The following is an 18,462-nucleotide window of genomic DNA, read 5'->3' on the forward strand; positions in this document are numbered from 1 at the left end:
GTCAGTTCGTCCTGCGGGCGGGAGATTACGAAGCAGTCGTCGCGAGCGTAGGAGCTACGTTGCGGGTGCTCACGCACGCGGGGCGCAACCTCATCGTTCCGTTCGACGCCGACGAGGTGCGACCGGCGTACCGCGGTGCGACGTTGGTGCCCTGGCCGAATCGCGTCATCGACGGGGCCTACTCGTTCGAGGGGAGCGACTTCGTTCTTCCTCTGACCGAACCGGACCGTGGGCACGCGCTGCACGGGCTGGGCGCCTGGCTCGACTATCACGCCACCGACGTCGGCGCGAGCCACGTGACTCTGCGGGCGATCATTCCGCCGCAGGCGGGCTACCCGTGGCGGGTTGCCGTCACGACGACGTTCATTCTCAGCGATTACGGCCTCGCGCAGTCCGTCACCGCGCGGAACCTCTCCTCCACTCCCGCCCCGTGGGGCACGGGGCCTCACCCGTACCTCGTCGCCGGCGGCGGGCGTGTCGACGACTGGACGCTGGAGCTGCCGGCATCCCGGGTTCTCACCGTCACCGAGGACCGACTGGCGCCGGTCGCGGTCGCAGAGGTCGACCACGACGCGGATCGATTCGACTTCCGCGTTCCGCGCCCGGTCAGGGGCGTGCAGATCGACCATGCGTTCACCGGGCTGGCGCGCGGCCGCGAGGGTTCGGCTACCGTGCGCGTGACCGACGAGGCGGGCAGTGGCGTCGAGATGTCGTGGGATGCCGCGTGCCCGTGGGTGCAGGTGTACACCGCCGACGGGCCCGATCCCGCAACGAGCCGGAGAGGGCTTGCCGTCGAGCCGATGACATGCTCTCCCGATGCATTCAACGACGCACGCTACGACTTCGACACCGGGTTGCAGTCGGTCGCGCCGGGCGGTACGACCGCGGCGTCGTGGCGCATCGCGGCCATCAGCTGACGCCGCGATACCCGAGTGAACCCGCCCGCGGCGGGGGTCGGCGCCCAGTGCCCCCCGGCGAGGCGCTTCCGCGACCGGCCGCGGTGGCGGGTCCGCTCGGTGCGGTCAACGGCGGCGTGCCAGAAGCCCCCGGAGTTCTCTCCGGTTTCCCCCGCTTCCGCCGGCGACCGCGAGGAGGTCAGCTGTCTCGCAGCTCCTCCTTGACCTCGTTGCGCTTCTTGACCGATTCGCGCTCGGCTTCGGCGCGCTTGACTTCGCCATCCGCCTTCGCCTCGTCGATCTTGTCGCTGACGCGGTCGGTGGTGTCCTCCCACGCATTCTTGATCTTGTCTCCGACGGCCTCGGCCGTCTGCTTGGCGTCCTCTGCGAATCCCATCGCGCGCTCCCTTCGATGACGACTTCCGCGGATGCGCCGCAGCCACGCGGTCAGGGCGTTGGCCGCGGCATGACCGACGATAGGCGGCATGCTCAGATCCGACAGGGGGGTTGCGAGGAGGTGCCGCGGTTGCTACTCGTTCGGCAGAGAGATGCGTCCCACCCCTATGCTGTGGGTCATGCTTGATGCGAACACGATCACTTCCGGCGCTGAGCTCACCGCGGCGTACTCCACGGTGGGCATCATCGCCTTCGCTTGGTACGTCCTGGTGGCGGTCGCCCTTTGGAAGGTCTTCTCCAAAGCCGGGTACCCCGGCATCCTTGCGATCATTCCGATCGTGAACGTCTTCATCCTCGTGAAGATCGCCGGCTACTCGGCCTGGCTGGGGCTGCTCTACCTCATCCCGATCGTCGGCTGGATCTTCGGGATCGTCGTCGCCATCCGTATCGGACGCGGCTTCGGCAAGGGTGGCGCATGGTCGTTCTTCCTGCTGTGGCTGATCGCGTTCGTCGGCTACTTCATCCTTGGCTTCGGCAAGGCGACCTACTCCAAGCCCAGCTGATCCGTCACCGACGGAGGGGCGTCGTGGTGTCCACGGCGTCCTTGAGCGGACGTCGCATCGCGGCCCAGTAGCCGGTCGGCGTGATGCGCGCGAGCACATCGACGATGCGCGCTTGCCGCCCGATCATGACGCGCGGCTTGCGGCGCACCGTCGCCTCGACGATGGTGTTCGCCGCATCGGCGGGCTCGGTGTGGTACATCGCGGCCTGGGCCGTGGCCGCGCGCTGCGCGATCTCGGGGTCGAGCGCCGCGGCGTAGCGGCCGTGCAGGATGATCCCCGTCTTCACCCCGGCGGGGTAGACGGCGCCGACGGTGACGTTCGTGCGCTCGAGTTCGTGGCGGAGGGCTTCCGTGAAGCCGCGCACGGCGAACTTGCTCATCGCATACGGGATGCGCCCGGCGGGAGCGGCGAGCCCGTAGATCGATGCGATGTGGGTGATGTGAGCGGCCGGCTCCCGCCGCATCGCGGGCAGGAGCGCCTTGGTGACGTTCACCGTGCCCCACAGGTTGACGTCCATGAGCCACCGCATCTCGTCCATCGTGAGCTGATCGATGTCGCCGAGCATCGACGATCCCGCACAGGTCACCAGGGCTTGAACGTGCGGGTGGGATGCCGTGATCTCCTCGGCGACCGCGGCCACCGCGGCGTCGTCGGTCAGGTCGAGGGCATGGATCGTGTGCCCGGTGCCGCGCAGTTCAGCGGCGAGCGCCATCAGCCCCTCTTCGTTGCGATCGATGAGCGCGAGCCGAGCGCCGCGTTCGTCCAGCTGCCGGGCGACGTCGGCGCCCATGCCGCTGGCGGCCCCCGTGATGACCGTGGTCTTGTCGCGTACCTCGAGGCGGGGCATTCTGCTCACGTGTTCGTCTCCTGTCGCCGTTGATCCAGACATTCGATTCTCACCCGAACCGCGGCCCGAGTAGCCTCATCTGTGGAGGTAGTCGTGGGAAAGCACGCGGACGCGGTCGCAGAGGGTGTGTCCATCGCCTCCGCCGCGGCGAGACTGGCGGTGCGCAACCGCATCCTCGTCGAGACGATCGCGCACGGCGAGCCCTATGACGCCGATCGCTTCGCCGCGGTCGCCCACGACACGCTCATCGCGCTCGCGGTCGAGCAGGAAGAAGCGGCGTCTCTGGCCAAGGCTCAGCGGCGCAAGGCCTGGGGACGACACAGCGATCCCGATGGCACGCACGATTACCGCGACCGCGACACCCGCAATCTGCGCAAGCGCCACCGGCAGTACGTCGGCGTGGCGAAGGCGTTGCGCGAGCTCGCCGACGACGACGAGGGCCTGCACGCGTTGGTGACCGTTGCCCGTGATGCCGCGTGGGGTGACGTCGAGGCGAACCTTCAACGACGACTGGTCGTCGAGGGGATGCGGCCCGACCTGGACCCCGATTACGACACGATGCGCGCCGCGCGCATGCAGTCATTGCGGCTGATCGACCTGCCGCGGCTGGCAGCGCACCGACGCGCGCACGACGCGGATGCGGCGCCGCCGCGTGACGACGAGCGGGCCTGACGCGCCCGAGGTGTGCCCGATTCGCGCCCGGTGCGAGCGTGGGGTATTCTGGACGCTGGTCTTCGCGAGAGCCGAGACCGTGCGCCCGTAGCTCAATGGATAGAGCATCTGACTACGGATCAGAAGGTTAGGGGTTCGAGTCCCTTCGGGCGCGCACTGTGTTGAGACAGTAAACGAAAAGGCCCCGCATCGGGGTCTTTTCTGTTTCCGGATGCCCGATCGGTGCGACACTGGGAGTGGTCACGAGAGGATCGCCATGAAGCTCGAGCGCATCGCCCAGCATGTCGACGATCTCGCGCGCGCGACCGACTTCTATACGGTCTTGCTCGATCAGACGCCGCGTGCCTCGATGCCGGGCGAGGGCATCGCGGTGTTCTCACTCGATGGCGTGACACTCGTCCTCGATCGGGATGCTCCCTCGGCGCTGCTGATGTTCCGGGTCGACAATGTGCACGAGGCGTTGGATCGTGTCGGTGGGATCGCCGACGTCGTCCAGTCGCCGCGCATGGTGTTCCGCCACGAAGACGATGTCATGGGCCCTGCCGGCCACGAGGAGTGGCAGGCGCAGATCCGTGACACCGAAGGCAACACCGTCGTCGTGCTCTCCTTCCAGCGCGCGTGACCCCAGAGCATTAGCCTGGTCGGGTGAGCGCGTACGTTTCTGCGTTCGAGCTGTTCTCCATCGGTGTAGGACCCTCGAGCTCCCACACGGTCGGTCCCATGCGAGCGGGCCTCGACTTCGTCGTGCGCCTGCGGGAGCACGGACTGCTCGATCAGGTCGAACGAGTCACGTGCGCCCTGTACGGATCGCTCGGGGCCACGGGGATCGGCCACGGAACCCCGGATGCCGTCGTCGCGGGCCTGCGCGGCCTCGAACCTGAAACGGCGGACCCGGATGCCGTACGCGTCGCGTGGACCGACCATGTCGACGGCGCCGGTCTGCTGCTCGACGGTCGCCGCGAGGTGCGCTTCTCGAAGGCCGATGTGTCGTTCCAGCCGCGCGTGCGCCTGGCCGCCCACCCCAACGCGATGACCCTCGAAGCGTGGGTGCGGCACGATGCCGGACCGTCGCGGGATGCCGCATCCGGTCCGGTCCGCGAGACCGGGGCGCCGCGTACCGAGGAACCGACCGCGGGTTCGGGTACGAACGACGGCCTCGTGCTGCGCGAGACGTACTACTCGATCGGCGGTGGCTTCATCCGCCGCGAGGGCGAGCCGCCGCGTGTGCAGGCCGCCGCCTATCCGCTCGACTTCTCCAGTGCAGAGGAGCTGCTCGCGATCTGCGACGAGCGCAACATCACCATCGCCGAGGCCGCGCGCATCAACGAGCAAGCGCTGCGCAGCGATGAAGAACTCGCGGCGGGGCTCGACCGCATCTGGGACGCGATGGCGGGGTGCGTCGAAGCGGGCCTCGCGAACGACGGAGTGCTGCCGGGCATCCTCAAGGTCAAACGTCGCGCCGCGGCGATCCGGCACCAACTCGACGAAGCCGAGTCGTCCGGGCACCGGGAGCTTCCGGGCGAGTGGCTCGGGGCCTTCGCGCTCGCCGTCAACGAAGAGAACGCCGCCGGAGGACGCGTCGTCACCGCGCCGACCAACGGGGCGGCGGGCATCGTTCCGGCCGTTGCGATGCACTGGTGGCGGTTTCTCGCCGACTCGGGGCTCGGGGAGGGCAACGCCGTCACCCCCTACGGCGAGTTGGTCGGCAGCGCGCTGCTCGGGTTCGGCGGGCAGCCCGAGATCGCCGAATCCGGTGACGAAGAACTCGACGCGCACGCCGTCGCCGAGGCGAACAAGCGGCGGGGCATCCGTCGGTATCTCTTGACCGCGACGGCGCTGGGATCGCTGTTCAAGGCGAACGCCTCCATTTCCGGCGCCGAGGGCGGGTGTCAGGCTGAGGTCGGGTCGGCATGCGCGATGGCCGCCGCCGGACTGACCGCCGTCATGGGCGGCACGAATCGGCAGATCGAGAACGCCGCCGAGATCGCGATGGAGCATCATCTCGGGCTCACCTGCGATCCGGTGGCCGGTCTCGTCCAGATCCCGTGCATCGAACGCAACGCGATCGCCGCCGCCACGGCGGTGACCGCCGCGCGCTTGGCGTTGCGCGGCGACGGATCGCACTTCGTGTCGCTGGACGCGGTCGTCGAAACCATGCGTCAGACCGGCATCGACATGTCGACCAAGTACAAGGAGACCAGCGAGGGCGGACTCGCCGTCAACGTCATCGAGTGTTGATGCACGGGTGCGCAGACACAGGGCAACGAGGTGGCTAGGATCAGGATCACCCGATATCCCCACCGAACGCCCCGCGAGGATGGCGATGGCCGCCGATTCCGCTGCACCCGAACGCGAGCTCACGACGCCCGTCGCTCTCACGCGCCCTGATGGGCGTCTCAACGACGCGGCGGTCGGGTGGGCGCGACGTCCCCTCGTCGACACGTCCGGTATCGGGCGGCGGGGGTGGGGCCGCAACAAGCGGTGGGAGTACTGGAACGTCGCGACCTCCTCGCACATCCTCGCGGTGACGGTGTCGTCGCTGGACTATGCGGCGGTGCACGAAGTGTGGGTGTTCGACCGCGCCACCGAGCAGACGTGGGCCCGCAGCGTGACGGTGCCGTTCGCGCGCCGCACCCTGTTGCCGGGATCGCTCGGCGACGGTCCTGCGCAGGCACGGGCGCGAGACCTCCGCGTCGACATCGAGGAGGTCGAGGACGGCACGCGCCTGCGGGCGAGCATTCCCGGCGCGAGCTTCGACGTGATCGCCGAGATGCCCGAGGGCCATGAGCAGCTCGCCGTCGTCGTTCCCTGGGGCGACACCCGCTTCCAATACACGGTGAAGGATGTCGCACGCCCTGCGCGCGGCACGGTCACCCTCGACGGAATCGTTCACGATCTACCGGCGGGGGAATCGTGGGCCGTGCTCGACCACGGGCGCGGCAGGTGGCCGTACGACATCAGCTGGAACTGGGGAGCCGGATCGGGGCGCTCCTACGGGCGGACCGTGGGTGTTCAGGTCGGCGGTCGGTGGACGCTCGGAACGGGCGCGACGGAGAACGCGGTGATGGTCGACGGACGCATCCACAAGATCCACGACGAACTGGCCTGGATCTATGATCTCGACGACTGGCGCACCCCCTGGGTCGTTGCCGGCGGCGGTCTGGACGCGCGATTCCAGCCGTTCTACGACAAGGTCACCCGTACCAACCTCGGCATCGTCGCGAGCGCCACCGACCAGTGCTTCGGGCATTGGAGTGGCAGCTTCCGCACCGCGCAGGGTGAGACGATCCCCTTCGACGGACTCATCGGATGGACTGAAGAGGTGCACAACCGCTGGTGAGTGGTTACCGCTCCGCCCTGGTGCCGCGGAGCTTGGTGGTGAGCGCAAGAAGCTGCGCGAGCTCGTCGTCGTCGAGCGGTGACATCCGGTCGGCGATCGTCGCACCGTGTGCGGTCGCCAGCTTGCGGAAGGCGGCGGCACCGGCATCCGTCGCCGTCACGAGCGATCCGCGACCGTCGTCGGGATCGGAGCACTTCGTGAGCAGTCCACGCGCGACCATGCGGTCCACGAGCCGTGACACGCTCGGCTGGCTGATGAGCATGTTCGCGGTCACATCTCGCAGGCGCGCGGTGCGGTCGTCGGCCCGCGTCACAGTCAGCAGGACGTCGTACTCGGCCTGCGACAGCGGATCGCCGTCGAAGTCCGCGCTGATCTCTTCGAAGATCTCGTGCTGCGCACGGAACAGACTCTCCCAGGCCGAAATGGCGAGGCGGCGATCGTTCATGCCGACAAGATTACGGCGCGCAACGCCCCCGTAGGCTTGAGGCATGGTGGTGTCGACGATTCGCCGAGCGGGGGCCTTCGTCGCGGTCATCGTCTTCGCGGCGCTGTTTCTGACCTGGCCGGCTGCCGACACCGCGCGTGCCGACGTGCCGCATGCCGTGCTCGCCGACGTCGACGACTTCGTGTTCGACAGCCTCGATGTCCGGTACGACCTCACGCGCGCCGACGACGGCACGAGCCGCGTCACCGTGGTCGAGACGTTCGTGGCCGTCTTCCCCGAAACGGATCAGAACCGCGGGATGCGGCGTGTGATCCCGGAGTCGTTCGACGGGGTCCCGCTTCATCCGCAGCTCGTCTCTATCACCGACGAGAATGGTCGCGAACGGGCGGCCGAGACCGATTCGGATGACGGCGACTACTCGATGACCTCGCGTGCAGACGACTTCGTTCACGGCACGCAGACCTACGTCTTCACCTACACCCTCGAGAACGTGGTGCGCTTCTACGCCGGAACCGGCGTCAACGAGTTCTACTGGAACGTCATCGGCGCCGAATGGCGCCAGCCGTTCGCGCGGGTCACCGCCGCCCTGCACGTCGATCCTGAGTTGGCGGATGCGATGACCGGCGCGGGCGCGTGCTACGCCGGAGCACAGGGAGCGACCGACCCCTGCACCATCACCATCGACACCGCGGCGGGCGTCGCGGACGCGAACGCCGTGCACGTCGAGCCCTACCAGGCGGTGACCGTCGCGGTCGCTTTCGACGAGGGCACGTTCGTGCCGTTCGACCCGTCTTACCTCGCCTCGCCGTGGGGCTGGTGGCAAGCGCTCGCCGGACTCGGCAGCATCGGTGGGCTGGTCGCTGCGATCGCCGTCCGTGCGCGGAGCTTGCGCGATGCGCCGGGCCGGCCGACGATCATCGCCGAGTACGACCCGCCGCGCGACATCGACGCGCTCGAAAGCGCCGTTCTGCTGGGGGCGACCTCGAAGGCGATCCCCGCCGAAGTGCTCGAGCAGGCGGTTGTCGGCAGCATCCGGATCATCGAGGGTGCGCCGCGTTCGTTCGGTCGGCGCGCGCCGTTGATGGCCGAGCTCGTCGATCCGACGCTCGCTGACGGCGACGGGCGGATGCTGCTGGAAGGTCTCTTCCCCGAGGGACGCCCCGGCGACCGGTTCGAGTTCGGCCGCAGCGATCGTCGTCTCTCGGCCGCCGCGCAGAAGATCCTTCTCGCGGCGGGACGCGAGCTGGTCGCGCGGGGGATGCGCCGCAAAGTCCCCGTGCGCAACCGCGTCTGGCCGGTGCTCCTCGCGATGACCGCGGGGGTCGCCGCTGTCATCTTCGGCATCGGGGCGCTGAAAGCCGGGGTGACGCCGCTCTGGCCGATCGTGGTGCTCGTGCTCGGGGTGCTCGGCACGATCTTCGTCATCGGTCTGGTGTCGCGCCAGCCGCTGACGGCGCGGGGAGCGGAAGTACGCGACCACTTGAAGGGCCTACAGGTCTTCATCGAGTGGGCCGAAGCCGACCGCATCCGAATGCTGCAGTCACCCCAGGGCGCGGAGCGGGTGCCGGTCGACACCGGCGACCCGCGTCAGATGTTGCGCCTCTACGAGACGCTGCTGCCCTACGCCGTCGTCTTCGGGCAAGAGAAGGAGTGGGCGAACCAGATCGCCCTCATCTACGGGTCCGACTCGCCTCGGTGGTACACGGGTTCGAGCGGGTTCGATGCCGCCGTGTTCTCGGCCGGGATCTCGACTCTGTCCGCTTCGACGGCCTCTTCGTCTTCATCCGGCGGATCGAGCGGCGGGGGTTCCGCCGGCGGTGGCGGCGGTGGGGGCGGAGGCGGTGGCGTCTGACCGCGGACGTCGGCTGATTCGCGCTGAGTTGCCGTGGGATGCCGAAATCCACCCGGATGATTCCGCATCGCGTGGCATCTCGGCACGCGAACGCGGGTGCGTGCGGGAGCAAGTAAGGCCCGGTCAGAGAGGCTTCTGACCGGGCCTTGTCCCTTGCACCAAGAGTGTCCTGCAATCACATGCCGGCAGCTGCCACAGCAAAACAACTACCGTGCCTGCACTCTATAACGACGAGGTAACGAAAGGGAAGGGTTTCTCGTTATCTTTTTGTGATCCTCGTCCCGGGTGTCGTCGCGTCTCGACCCGAGGCGGTGCGTGCGGGGGTCGCAGTCGATGATGGCTTCCGCCGTCTGAGCACGTGAATGCGGCCGGCTGAAACCCACGCGGCGGCTCCTGTCAAGCCCCCTGCCTCACGGAGGGACCGGTGCAGCGGCGGTGCTAGCGTGCGAGCCATGAGCGCCACCAGCCCGCGTGCCGCAGCGCCCGAGATTCGGCGCGCTCGGCCGAGCGCGCGTGCTCTGACATTCGCGCTCCTGTCCGCCGTGTACGCGGTGGGAGTCGTGTGTTCCGGAGTCGCGCTGGGACTTCCCGCACCGTCGGTCGTCGTCGCCGTCGGTGCGTTCGTGCTCGCCTCCGTGGTGTGCGGCATCCTGTTGCGATCGCACCATGGTCACGTGAGGCTCGGGGCTGCGAACGCCGTCACGCTCCTGCGACTGGGGATCGTCGCTGTTCTGATCGCGATCTTGCTCGCGCCCCTGGCAGCGCCCGCCGTCGTGATGGCGCTCGCCACGGTGGCGTTGTGTCTCGACGGTGTCGACGGCTTCCTGGCTCGCCGGCAGGGTCTGCAATCGCGGTTCGGCGCTGCTTTCGACATGGAAGTCGACTCCGCGCTCGCACTCGTGCTGTCGGTCCTCGCCGCCTTCGGCCCTGCAGGCCCGCTCGCCCTCCTCCTCGGCCTGCCGCGCTACGTCTTCGGCGCTGCGGCGCTTGCGTTGCCGTGGATCAACGCTCCCTTGGCAGCCCGATTCAGCCGCAAGGCGATCTGCGTCTTCCAGATCATCGCGCTGATCGTTCTTCAGCTCCCCACGCTTCCGTCGTGGGCTGCGTTGAGCATCGTCGGGGTCACCCTTGCCCTTGTCGCGTGGTCGTTCACCGTCGACATCTTTCAGGCGCGCGCCGCACGTACACGGTCGACGACATGACCCGTCACCCTCGAGTCCGTTCCTTCGCCGTTCGGACAGCCCAGGCGGTGGTGACCGCGGTGCTTCTCGTGCTCTTGTGGCGGGTCGCCGACGGGCGGGACGCTCTGGTGTATCTCCGTGAAGCGGATGCCGGGTGGCTCATCTTCGCCGGCATTCTCCTTCTCGCCCATACGGTGTTCGCCGCGCTGCGCTGGCGCGTGACCGCCGCGCCCCTCGGGGTCGACCTCACACCGCGCCGCGCGGTCAGCGAGTACTTCCTCGCCCAGCTCGGCAACGCCACCCTGCCCGGCGGGATCCTGGGCGATGCCGGTCGGGCGACGCGTTCGCGCCACGATGCCGGTCTGGGGCCCGCGGCGGGTGCCATCATCGTCGAGCGCATGATCGGTCAAGCGGCCCTGCTCCTCGTTCTCGCGCTGACCTTCCTCATCACGATCGTCCTGCCCACGGGACTCGTCTGGCCGCGGCCGCTGGACATGGCGATCGGTGCTTTCCTTTCCCTCACGGCGGTGGGGGTGGTGATTCTCGTCGTCATGGTTCGCCGCGCGCGCGGGCGCGCCGGCTCGGCGATGGCCCGCGCACTCAACGGCCTCCGGCGCAGCGTCGCGTCACCCGGAGTCGCGGTGGTCCAGATCGCATACAGCGTGGCAACCACGGTCTGCATTCTGGGGGCGTTCGCGTGTTGCGCGACAGCCGTGGGTGCGCCGCTTGCGCTCGTGGCCATCGGCGCAATCGTTCCGCTCGTGCTGCTCGCGATGGTGCTGCCGATCTCGATCGGTGGGTGGGGCGTGCGGGAGGGCGCAGCCGTCGCCCTTCTCCCGTTGGCAGGTCTCACCTCGGCGCAAGCCCTGGCGACGAGCGTCGCTTTCGGGATCGTCGCACTCGTCGCGGCCGTCCCAGGTTTCGTGGCCGTGTGGTTCCCCGGCCCACAACGCGCTGCCCTCTCGACCCCGTCCCGTCTACCGTCCCCCGAGGAGTCATCATGACCACGTCACCTGTTCTCAGCCGCCGCGCTCTGTTCGGCGCGGGCATCATCGGCGCTGCGGGGCTCGCAGCCGTCGCATGTGGTGTGCGGTCGGATGCCGGCGCAGGATCATCGGGTGAGGTGCGCGCGGCAGCCCTGCAATTGTCGTGGCTGCACTCGGCACAGTTCGCCGGCAGTTACATCGCGCTCGATCGCGGGTGGTGGCGCGAGAGCGGCCTCGATGTCTCCTTGCTCCAGGGCGGACCGAACGCTCCTGTGGAACCACCGGTCGTCTCCGGCGCGGCGCTCGTCGGCGTATCGGCCGCCGACTACACCGCGGCGGCGGTCGCGGAGGGAGCGCCGTTCAAGATCATCGGGGTGGCGATGCAGAGCAACCCGTTCGTGATCGCCTCGTTGCCCGCACGCCCCGTCGACGAACCCTCCGACATGGAGGGCATGCGCATCGGCATGGCCGTCGCCAACACGCCTGTCCTCGAGACGTTGTGTGCTTTGAACGACGTCGACATCGATGCCATCGAGATCGTGCCGACGCAGTACTCCGCGCAGCCGCTGCTCTCGGGCGACGTCGACTGCCTCTTGTGCTGGGAGACCGACCTTCCGGTTGCGATGGCCGTGCAGGGAGTCGAGAGTAGGACGATGCTCATGGCCGACCACGGCTATGCCCTGCACTCGCAGACCTACATCGCGACAGACGAGAGTCTGGCCGCTCGTCGCGATGATCTGGTTGCGCTGATGTCCGGCGAGGTGCGTGGGTGGGAGGCGTATCGGAAAGACACGGATGCCGCAGCCCAACTCGCCGTCGACATGTTCCCCGATGCCGGGCTCGACCTTGAGACGCAACGACTGCAGGCCGAGCGGCAGGTGCCCCTCATGTTCTCGTCGGTGACGGACGAGTTCGGATTCGGCTGGTGGACGGACGAGGCCGTCGAGGCGAACATCGAGACGCTCGCGCTTCTCGGTCAGACGGTCGACGCGAACCTGTGGGATCGCTCGATCCTGGAGCAGGTGCATGGGCGCTGAATCCCGCCCCGACGGCGGGGAAGGTGGTCGGAGCACCCCGCCCGTCGTCGCCGTGCGTGCCGCGACGAAGGTCTACCCGTCCGGGCTCGAGGCGCTGTCGACGCTCGACCTGACGCTCGATGCAGGTCGTACCACGGCGCTCGTCGGCCCGTCGGGATGCGGCAAATCCACGCTCTTGCGGATGATCGCGGGCCTCGAGCAAGCGACCTCGGGGACGGTGACGATCGACGGTGAGCCCCCGGAGTCGGTTGCGACTCGCGGCGAACTCGCGGTGGCGTTCCAGGACCCCTCCCTCCTGCCCTGGCGCACGGTGCGACGCAACATCTCTCTGGCGCTGACGCTCGCGCACATGCCCTTCGATGGCTCCCGCGTCGACGAACTCATCGAGCTCGTGGGGCTCGCCGGGTTCGGTGACGTGCGCCCGGCCGCGTTGTCGGGTGGGATGCGCCAGCGTGCGGCGATCGCGCGCGCGCTGGTCACGCAACCTCGTCTCCTTCTTCTCGACGAGCCCTTCGGTGCTGTCGACGAACTCACGCGCCAGGACCTCGTCACGGAGTTGCCGCCGCTGTGGCGCTCGCGGGGCGCCACGGCCGTGCTCGTGACCCACTCGATCTCCGAGGCGGTTCGCATCGCCGATCGCATCGTGGTGCTCAGCCCCCGTCCGGCCCGGGTCGTCGCGGACATCGTCGTCGATCTTCCGCACCCGCGCGCAGCGGCGTCCGCACGGAGCAGGGAGTTCCGCGCCCTCGTCGATGACGTCACCGACGCCCTCGCTCGATCCCGGACCGACACGCCGTGACACCCGTTCGCACCTCCGCACCTGCCTCGCGCGCGCGTCGGGTCGGGGAGACCGCACTGGCGATCTTCGTCATCATCGTGGTGTGGGAGATCGCGGCGCGGATCATGACCGATTCCTATGTGCTGGCGGCGCCGAGCGAGGTCTCCGTCTCGTTGGCTGCGAACGCCGAGCTGCTGGGTCGCGCGCTTCTGGTGACGGGGCGTGCGGCGCTGGTGGGCTTCGTCATCGGGAATCTCGCCGCGGTAGCGCTGGCGGCCTTCGCTGTTCTCCTCCCGCAGACCGAGCGAGTCGTGACACTCGCGGCGTTGGTGGTCTTCTGTCTTCCGCTGGTGGCGACCGGGCCGGTCTTGCGCGTACTCTTCGGGCCCGGGGAGGGACCTCAAGTGACGCTCGCTGCCCTGGCCGTGTACTACACGACGATGATCCCCGTTCTGGTCGGGCTTCGCGCGACACCTTCGGGGTGGCTCGACCTCGTTCGAAGCTACGGGCGGGGCTCGGTGGCCGAACTTCGCTACGTCCGCGCGCGAGCGAGTCTCCCGTATCTGTTCGCCGGGCTTCAGATCGCTGCGCCCGCCGCGTTCCTCGGCGCGATGGTGGGCGAGTTCACCGGTGCCGAGAGCGGACTCGGGGTGTTGACGATCCGCGCCTCCCGAGACCTCGACATCGAGCTCACCTGGGCGGTGGCCACCGTCGCCACTCTCGTCTCGGTCGTCGCCTACGTGCTGATCGGAGCGGTGGCGAAGCGGGTCGTCTCCGACTCCCCACCGCTGATTCTGGCGCCCGCGCGGCCTCGCGCATTGCGCAGGCATCGCGTTCGAGACGGCGTCCTCACCGTTGTCGGATTCACCCTTCTGATCCTCGCACTGTGGTGGGGCGGGATCGTCGCCACGGGGCTCAGCCCGTTCTTCGCGCGCACACCCCTTGACGTCGTGCGCATCCTCAGCGGCGTCGAGGACGACGGAGCCGTGCGTGACACGCTCCTGGGCGCGCTCGTCGAGACCGCCGCCCTTGCCGTACCGGGGTACCTGGCGGGCCTTGCCGCGGGGCTGGGCCTCGCGGTGCTTCTCACCCTGGTGCCCCGCGCGGCAACGGCGACGATGCCGCTTGCGATCGCGCTGAGAGCCGTGCCGATCGTCACGACGGCTCCCCTCGTCGTCCTCATCCTCGGACGAGGTGCGATCGGGGGGAGCACCCTCGTCGCGGTGATGGTGTTCTTCCCGACTCTCATCGCGTGCTGGGAAGGTCTTCGTCGCGCGCCGGGCCAAGCACTTGACGTGCTGGCGAGCTACGCCGCCACGTCGTGGACGGAATTGGTCCGCGTGCGGTTCCCCGCGATGCTTCCCTCCTTCTTCGCGGCGGCACGGATGAGCGTGCCGGCGGCCGTCCTGGCGGTGACGGTCGTCGAGTGGCTGGCAACGGGGACCGGTATCGGCAGCCTCATGGCTCTCGCGGCATCCCGCTCGGGGTACGACACCCTTGCCGGTGCGGTCGTGCTCGTCACCGTGCTCTCCGCTCTCGGCTACGCGCTCGTCGGGGCGGTCGAGGCTCGTGTCTTGCGCGTCTACGCGCCGGAGCAACTCGCATGAGGCGGGCGGTGTTCGCGATACCCGGCGACCTTGCCACGGTCACCGGGGGGTACCTGTACGAGAAACGCCTGCTCGAAGGGCTGCGATCGGTAGGCACCTCGACGGTGCATCTGCCGTTGGGGGCGTCGTTTCCCTTTCCGACCCCCGAAGATCACGATCATGCCGTCGCCGCTCTCGGCGCGGTCGGCGCGGGCACGCCGCTCATCCTGGACGGCTTCGTGTTCGGCTCGCTCGATCCGGTCGCGATGGCGACATTGCGTGCACCCGTCGTGGGTATCGTGCATCACCCCCTCGCCTACGAAGAGGGTCTGGCGCAGGCGGAACGTGTCCGTCTGTATCGGTCCGAACGCGAGAACCTCCGTCATGCGGCGGCCGTGCTCGTGCCCAGCCCCCACACCGCACGCATTCTGGTGGACGATTACGGTGCCGACCCCAGCAGAGTGGTGGTGGCCCGCCCTGGTACCGACCAACCGACCGGGAGGCGGATGCCGAGTGATCCGCCGCTCATCCTCTCGGTCGGAATCCAGCACCCGCGCAAAGGCCACGATGTGCTCCTCCGCTCGCTGGCGTCGGTGAGGGACCTCGAGTGGAACGCGGTCATCGCGGGAACTCCCTACGACCCGGACTACGGCGCCGAGCTCGACGCCATGCGAACCGAACTCGGACTCGCCACGCGCGTTCGCCTGGCCGGCAGCGTCACAGACGCCGAGCGCGACGACCTTTACCGTTCTGCGGGCGTCTTCGCGTTGGCGACTCGGTACGAGGGCTATGGTCTCGTCTTCGACGAGGCGCTCGCCCACGGCGTGCCGATCGTCTCGTGCCGCGCGGGTGCCGTTGCAGACACGGTGCCCGAGGCTGCGGGACTGCTCGTTCCGCCCGACGATCCCGACCGTTTCGCGGACGCTCTGCGAGCGGTGCTCACCGACGCCAGGCGCCGCGTGAGCATGGCCGAGGCGGCCGCCCGCGCTGGCGCGTCGTTGCCGGGGTGGACCGACACCGCTCGTGCAGCGCAGCGAGTGCTCGACGCCGTCGCCTCCCGCTGACGGGCGGGCGCGGTTCGAGCCCACGATCCCATCGGCTCAGTAGGGGAAAGGGTGGGGTGCGCCGCCGAGGATGTGGTCGGTCGCCTCGTGGGGGAGAAGGCCGTCCTCGTGAACGAGCCTCGGCCACGCGGTCCACTTCTCTGGGACGAGCGCGATCCTCCATCCGTGGCGGGTGTGGACACCGTCGCCGACGAACAGTCTCTTGTCGACGCGAGCCCACTCGTCCTCGCTCAGCCGATCCAGGGTCAGATACACCGTGTAGAGGTCTTGGGCGGTGAACCCGGCGCCCGACAGCCTCAGGATGAGCTCCCGCAACGACGCGTCCCACACCTCACCGGCCTCGGATGAGACGTACTTGCCTGTGCCCGTCCGGGCGGCGGCAGGACGGGGTGGGAACATCTCGAGGACGCGGTACCACCCGTTGTAGACCTCTTTCCGCAATTCTCCCGTTCTGAACGGGATCCCCCACCCTCGCGAGGATCCTCGCGCGAAGCCGAAACGCGAGGTCGAGGTGATGTCAGCTGCGCTCATCGGAGTGCTCCGATCTGGGTGCGTTCCACCGCACCCTCCTGTGGGGCGGTGTACGCCCCATCGACTTGCCGCGTGCGGACGCACGTGGCCGGTTCTTCCCCTGGGGCACCCCACTCGATGGAGGAGGGTTGCCGGGCAGCCGGCCAGGTACCGACAGCTGCCACTCGTGAACCTGAGTCGACGATACAGCGGGGGACCGACACGCATAGGAGACCTCTGGCGATGTGTGCCGCGCGGGCCGGCCTTATCAGCGAGTGGGTAGCGTGGCGTGCATGCCCGAGGTCACCGATCCCGACGATCCCGTCAAGGCATCGAGCCCAACCCAGCTCCGCGGCCAGACGTGGCGGTATCTTCTCCGACGTACGGTGCGCGAGTTCCTGCGAGACGAGTGCGTCGACACCGCCGGGGCACTCACCTTCTTCGGCGTGCTGGCGGTTTTCCCCGCGGGGCTCGCGATCATGGCGCTCGTCGGCATCGTCGCCGACCGTGGCGATGTGCGCGACCGCATCCTCACACTTCTCAGCGAGGTCGCGCCGACGGCCGTCATCGAGGTCGCCGAGTCGGTGCTCGTCGATGTCACCGAGTCGGCAACGGCCGACTTCACGCTCATCGTCGCGGTGGTCGTCGCGCTGTGGTCGGCTTCGGCGTATGTGAGTGCATTCGGCCGCGCCGTCAACCGGATCTACGGGACCGAAGAGGGTCGCCCCTATTGGAAGCGCAAACCGCTCCAGCTCGCGCTGACGGTGTTGCTGCTCGTGCTGGTCATCATCGCCGCCATCCTCGTCGTCATTTCGGGGCCGCTGCTGCGTACTCTGGGTGGCACGTTCGGGTTGGGTGACGTCGCGATCGCCGTCTGGAACGTCGTGCGTTGGCCGATCCTGGCCGCCGCGGTGGTCGTGCTGGTTGCGGTGCTTTACAAGGGCACCGGAAATCTCAAGCTGCCACGGTTCCGATGGTTGAGTCTGGGCGCGCTCGTCGCGATCGTCGTCATGGGGATCGCCTCGCTCGGGTTCGGCTTCTACGTCTCGAACTTCGCCACGTACAACCAGACGTTCGGCGCCTTCGCCGGAGTCATCATCTTCTTGATCTGGCTCTTCCTCATCAACGCGGCGCTCCTGCTCGGCGTCGAGTTCAACGCCGAGATCGAACGGGGCAGGCAACTCCAGGCCGGCATCCCGGCCGAGCGGCAGTTGCATCTTCCTTCTCGCGACACGCGACAGATCGAACGCTCCCGCGAGGCGGACCGCATCACCGAGGAGCGCGGCGCGATGCTCCGTGACGGAAAGGAACTGCCGTCGGCGCGGCCCGACTCACCGATCGCACAAGCGAAGGCATGGTTCAGCAGCGCGTGGGATCACCTCCGGGGGCGATGACCCCGCGTCGCCGGCACCCGTGACGAAGAGCCTGACGATGACGACCGTCCGTGCCCGAGCGCGAGGGGAGATGATGAGACCATGAGCGGCGAAAGAAACAGCGACGACCGACCCGTCGACGGCAGCATCGAGGAAGAACTCGAGATCGAGTTCGAGGAAGTCGTCGGTGACGGAGCCGATCGCCTGCATCGCACCTTCCACGCGACTATCTCGACCGGGTTCCTCGGCGGCATCGAAGTCGGCATCGGAGTGATCGCGTATCTCGGCGTGCTCTACGCCACAGGCGATCAGCTGCTCGCGGGGCTCGCATTCAGCGTCGGTCTCATCGCGCTGCTGATGGCCCACAGTGAGCTGTTCACCGAGAACTTCCTCATGCCGATCGCCGCGTTGATCGCCCGAGAAGGCACGGTCGGTCAGCTTGCCAAACTGTGGGGCGGAACGCTCGTCGGCAACATCGTCGGCGGGTGGCTCGTGATGGCGTTGGTCGTCTTGGCCTTCCCCGACTGGCACGACCTCCTCGCCGAGACCGCTGCACACTTCATCGACGCGCCGGTGGACTGGCAGTTCGTCGCATTGGCGCTCTTGGGTGGCGCGGTCATCACGCTCATGACACGGATGCAAGAGGGCACCACATCGTCGACCGCGAAGATCGTCGCCGCCATCGCCGGCGGTTTCGTCCTCGCCGGTTTCCAGCTGTTCCACTCGATCCTGGACTCGCTGTTCGCCTTCGGAGCGATCCTCAGTGGCGCGGACATCACCTACCTGCAGTGGTTCCTGTGGTTCCTGCCCGTGCTGGGCCTCAACCTCGTGGGTGGCGTACTACTGGTGACGGCCCTGCGCATCGTCCGCACGGGCGAGCTGTTTCAGTTGCGCCGCCAGAACAGGCCGCGCCGCTGAGTCGAGACCGTGGGCGCG

19 protein-coding genes, 1 tRNA gene and 1 riboswitch are annotated in these 18,462 nt (G+C 68.4%); of the genes, 16 read left to right on the plus strand and 4 right to left on the minus strand.

The window, feature by feature from the left end:
- Positions 1 to 11: 11 nt before the first annotated feature.
- Entirely contained in the window at positions 12 to 917 is a 906-nt protein-coding gene (locus tag ACFQZV_RS04140) for an aldose 1-epimerase family protein (RefSeq protein WP_378750881.1), read from the plus strand.
- Between the two features lie 178 nt (positions 918 to 1,095).
- On the opposite strand, the gene ACFQZV_RS04145 is transcribed toward ACFQZV_RS04140, so the two are convergent.
- Positions 1,096 to 1,383, minus strand: a complete 288-nt coding sequence (locus ACFQZV_RS04145) for a hypothetical protein (protein WP_378750576.1) — start codon at positions 1,381 to 1,383, stop codon at positions 1,096 to 1,098.
- Positions 1,384 to 1,471: 88 nt separating this feature from the next.
- Between ACFQZV_RS04145 and ACFQZV_RS04150 the strand changes: the two genes are divergently transcribed.
- A complete protein-coding gene (locus tag ACFQZV_RS04150) occupies positions 1,472 to 1,855 on the plus strand; it encodes a DUF5684 domain-containing protein (RefSeq protein ID WP_378750574.1) in 384 nt (127 codons plus the stop codon).
- Between the two features lie 4 nt (positions 1,856 to 1,859).
- On the opposite strand, the gene ACFQZV_RS04155 is transcribed toward ACFQZV_RS04150, so the two are convergent.
- The gene (locus tag ACFQZV_RS04155; protein WP_378750879.1) at positions 1,860 to 2,702 is read right to left on the minus strand and encodes an SDR family NAD(P)-dependent oxidoreductase; all 843 of its coding nucleotides are present in this window, start codon (positions 2,700 to 2,702) and stop codon (positions 1,860 to 1,862) included.
- A 93-nt stretch (positions 2,703 to 2,795) separates the two neighbouring features.
- On the opposite strand from ACFQZV_RS04155, the gene ACFQZV_RS04160 reads away from it, so the two are divergent.
- From ACFQZV_RS04160 to ACFQZV_RS04180, 5 genes are all read left to right on the plus strand, one after another.
- A complete protein-coding gene (locus ACFQZV_RS04160; protein ID WP_378750572.1) occupies positions 2,796 to 3,374 on the plus strand; it encodes an asparagine synthase in 579 nt (192 codons plus the stop codon).
- Positions 3,375 to 3,455: 81 nt separating this feature from the next.
- Positions 3,456 to 3,528: transfer RNA gene (locus tag ACFQZV_RS04165), tRNA-Arg, on the plus strand.
- Between the two features lie 102 nt (positions 3,529 to 3,630).
- A complete protein-coding gene (locus ACFQZV_RS04170) occupies positions 3,631 to 3,996 on the plus strand; it encodes a VOC family protein (RefSeq protein ID WP_378750570.1) in 366 nt (121 codons plus the stop codon).
- A gap of 23 nt (positions 3,997 to 4,019) precedes the next feature.
- The gene (locus ACFQZV_RS04175) at positions 4,020 to 5,612 is read left to right on the plus strand and encodes an L-serine ammonia-lyase, iron-sulfur-dependent, subunit alpha (protein ID WP_378750568.1); all 1,593 of its coding nucleotides are present in this window, start codon (positions 4,020 to 4,022) and stop codon (positions 5,610 to 5,612) included.
- An 85-nt stretch (positions 5,613 to 5,697) separates the two neighbouring features.
- On the plus strand, positions 5,698 to 6,714 hold the full coding sequence (locus ACFQZV_RS04180) for a DUF2804 domain-containing protein (protein WP_378750566.1): 1,017 nt from the start codon (positions 5,698 to 5,700) through the stop codon (positions 6,712 to 6,714).
- A 4-nt stretch (positions 6,715 to 6,718) separates the two neighbouring features.
- On the opposite strand, the gene ACFQZV_RS04185 is transcribed toward ACFQZV_RS04180, so the two are convergent.
- Entirely contained in the window at positions 6,719 to 7,159 is a 441-nt protein-coding gene (locus tag ACFQZV_RS04185) for a MarR family winged helix-turn-helix transcriptional regulator (RefSeq protein WP_378750565.1), read from the minus strand.
- A 43-nt stretch (positions 7,160 to 7,202) separates the two neighbouring features.
- Here ACFQZV_RS04185 and ACFQZV_RS04190 point away from each other — a divergent pair, with 43 nt between their 5' ends.
- The 7 genes from ACFQZV_RS04190 to ACFQZV_RS04220 all read left to right on the plus strand — a co-directional run bounded on the left by ACFQZV_RS04190 (position 7,203) and on the right by ACFQZV_RS04220 (position 15,643).
- The gene (locus ACFQZV_RS04190) at positions 7,203 to 9,011 is read left to right on the plus strand and encodes a DUF2207 domain-containing protein (protein WP_378750563.1); all 1,809 of its coding nucleotides are present in this window, start codon (positions 7,203 to 7,205) and stop codon (positions 9,009 to 9,011) included.
- Positions 9,012 to 9,463: 452 nt separating this feature from the next.
- Positions 9,464 to 10,213, plus strand: a complete 750-nt coding sequence (locus tag ACFQZV_RS04195) for a CDP-alcohol phosphatidyltransferase family protein (RefSeq protein WP_378750561.1) — start codon at positions 9,464 to 9,466, stop codon at positions 10,211 to 10,213.
- A complete protein-coding gene (locus ACFQZV_RS04200; protein ID WP_378750560.1) occupies positions 10,210 to 11,196 on the plus strand; it encodes a lysylphosphatidylglycerol synthase transmembrane domain-containing protein in 987 nt (328 codons plus the stop codon). Before ACFQZV_RS04195 ends, ACFQZV_RS04200 begins: the two co-directional genes overlap by 4 nt.
- Positions 11,193 to 12,215 carry an ABC transporter substrate-binding protein gene (locus tag ACFQZV_RS04205; RefSeq protein ID WP_378750558.1) on the plus strand — a complete coding sequence of 341 codons (1,023 nt, stop codon included), beginning with the start codon at positions 11,193 to 11,195 and terminating at the stop codon, positions 12,213 to 12,215. Before ACFQZV_RS04200 ends, ACFQZV_RS04205 begins: the two co-directional genes overlap by 4 nt.
- Positions 12,205 to 13,014, plus strand: a complete 810-nt coding sequence (locus ACFQZV_RS04210) for an ABC transporter ATP-binding protein (protein WP_378750556.1) — start codon at positions 12,205 to 12,207, stop codon at positions 13,012 to 13,014. Before ACFQZV_RS04205 ends, ACFQZV_RS04210 begins: the two co-directional genes overlap by 11 nt.
- Positions 13,011 to 14,600 carry an ABC transporter permease gene (locus tag ACFQZV_RS04215; RefSeq protein WP_378750554.1) on the plus strand — a complete coding sequence of 530 codons (1,590 nt, stop codon included), beginning with the start codon at positions 13,011 to 13,013 and terminating at the stop codon, positions 14,598 to 14,600. The genes ACFQZV_RS04210 and ACFQZV_RS04215 overlap by 4 nt, the downstream gene beginning before the upstream one ends.
- Positions 14,597 to 15,643 (plus strand): glycosyltransferase family 4 protein, encoded by a 1,047-nt coding sequence (locus tag ACFQZV_RS04220; protein ID WP_378750552.1) that lies wholly within the window; start codon positions 14,597 to 14,599, stop codon positions 15,641 to 15,643. Before ACFQZV_RS04215 ends, ACFQZV_RS04220 begins: the two co-directional genes overlap by 4 nt.
- 36 nt (positions 15,644 to 15,679) lie before the next feature.
- Here ACFQZV_RS04220 and ACFQZV_RS04225 read toward each other — a convergent pair whose 3' ends face one another.
- The gene (locus tag ACFQZV_RS04225; RefSeq protein WP_378750550.1) at positions 15,680 to 16,174 is read right to left on the minus strand and encodes a hypothetical protein; all 495 of its coding nucleotides are present in this window, start codon (positions 16,172 to 16,174) and stop codon (positions 15,680 to 15,682) included.
- Between the two features lie 56 nt (positions 16,175 to 16,230).
- A riboswitch (SAM riboswitch) is annotated at positions 16,231 to 16,346 on the minus strand.
- Between the two features lie 100 nt (positions 16,347 to 16,446).
- Between ACFQZV_RS04225 and ACFQZV_RS04230 the strand changes: the two genes are divergently transcribed.
- Together ACFQZV_RS04230 and ACFQZV_RS04235 are read left to right on the plus strand one after the other, a co-directional pair.
- The gene (locus ACFQZV_RS04230; protein WP_378750548.1) at positions 16,447 to 17,547 is read left to right on the plus strand and encodes a YihY/virulence factor BrkB family protein; all 1,101 of its coding nucleotides are present in this window, start codon (positions 16,447 to 16,449) and stop codon (positions 17,545 to 17,547) included.
- An 81-nt stretch (positions 17,548 to 17,628) separates the two neighbouring features.
- Complete coding sequence (locus ACFQZV_RS04235; RefSeq protein ID WP_378750546.1) at positions 17,629 to 18,444, plus strand: formate/nitrite transporter family protein; 816 nt, start codon at positions 17,629 to 17,631, stop codon at positions 18,442 to 18,444.
- Positions 18,445 to 18,462 lie beyond the last annotated feature (18 nt).

The sequence above is a fragment of the Microbacterium koreense genome, assembly GCF_042677105.1.
Classification (GTDB): Bacteria; Actinomycetota; Actinomycetes; order Actinomycetales; family Microbacteriaceae; genus Microbacterium; species Microbacterium koreense.

Bases quoted from the DNA above. Each gene is read 5' to 3' on its own strand.
- ACFQZV_RS04145 (WP_378750576.1), bottom strand. From the start codon at position 1,383: ATGCCGCCTATCGTCGGTCATGCCGCGGCCAACGCCCTGACCGCGTGG.
- ACFQZV_RS04150 (WP_378750574.1), top strand. From the start codon at position 1,472: ATGCTTGATGCGAACACGATCACTTCCGGCGCTGAGCTCACCGCGGCG.
- ACFQZV_RS04155 (WP_378750879.1), bottom strand. From the start codon at position 2,702: ATGCCCCGCCTCGAGGTACGCGACAAGACCACGGTCATCACGGGGGCC.
- ACFQZV_RS04170 (WP_378750570.1), top strand. From the start codon at position 3,631: ATGAAGCTCGAGCGCATCGCCCAGCATGTCGACGATCTCGCGCGCGCG.
- ACFQZV_RS04180 (WP_378750566.1), top strand. From the start codon at position 5,698: ATGGCCGCCGATTCCGCTGCACCCGAACGCGAGCTCACGACGCCCGTC.
- ACFQZV_RS04185 (WP_378750565.1), bottom strand. From the start codon at position 7,159: ATGAACGATCGCCGCCTCGCCATTTCGGCCTGGGAGAGTCTGTTCCGT.
- ACFQZV_RS04190 (WP_378750563.1), top strand. From the start codon at position 7,203: ATGGTGGTGTCGACGATTCGCCGAGCGGGGGCCTTCGTCGCGGTCATC.
- ACFQZV_RS04195 (WP_378750561.1), top strand. From the start codon at position 9,464: ATGAGCGCCACCAGCCCGCGTGCCGCAGCGCCCGAGATTCGGCGCGCT.
- ACFQZV_RS04200 (WP_378750560.1), top strand. From the start codon at position 10,210: ATGACCCGTCACCCTCGAGTCCGTTCCTTCGCCGTTCGGACAGCCCAG.
- ACFQZV_RS04205 (WP_378750558.1), top strand. From the start codon at position 11,193: ATGACCACGTCACCTGTTCTCAGCCGCCGCGCTCTGTTCGGCGCGGGC.
- ACFQZV_RS04210 (WP_378750556.1), top strand. From the start codon at position 12,205: ATGGGCGCTGAATCCCGCCCCGACGGCGGGGAAGGTGGTCGGAGCACC.
- ACFQZV_RS04220 (WP_378750552.1), top strand. From the start codon at position 14,597: ATGAGGCGGGCGGTGTTCGCGATACCCGGCGACCTTGCCACGGTCACC.
- ACFQZV_RS04225 (WP_378750550.1), bottom strand. From the start codon at position 16,174: ATGAGCGCAGCTGACATCACCTCGACCTCGCGTTTCGGCTTCGCGCGA.
- ACFQZV_RS04230 (WP_378750548.1), top strand. From the start codon at position 16,447: ATGCCCGAGGTCACCGATCCCGACGATCCCGTCAAGGCATCGAGCCCA.
- ACFQZV_RS04235 (WP_378750546.1), top strand. From the start codon at position 17,629: ATGAGCGGCGAAAGAAACAGCGACGACCGACCCGTCGACGGCAGCATC.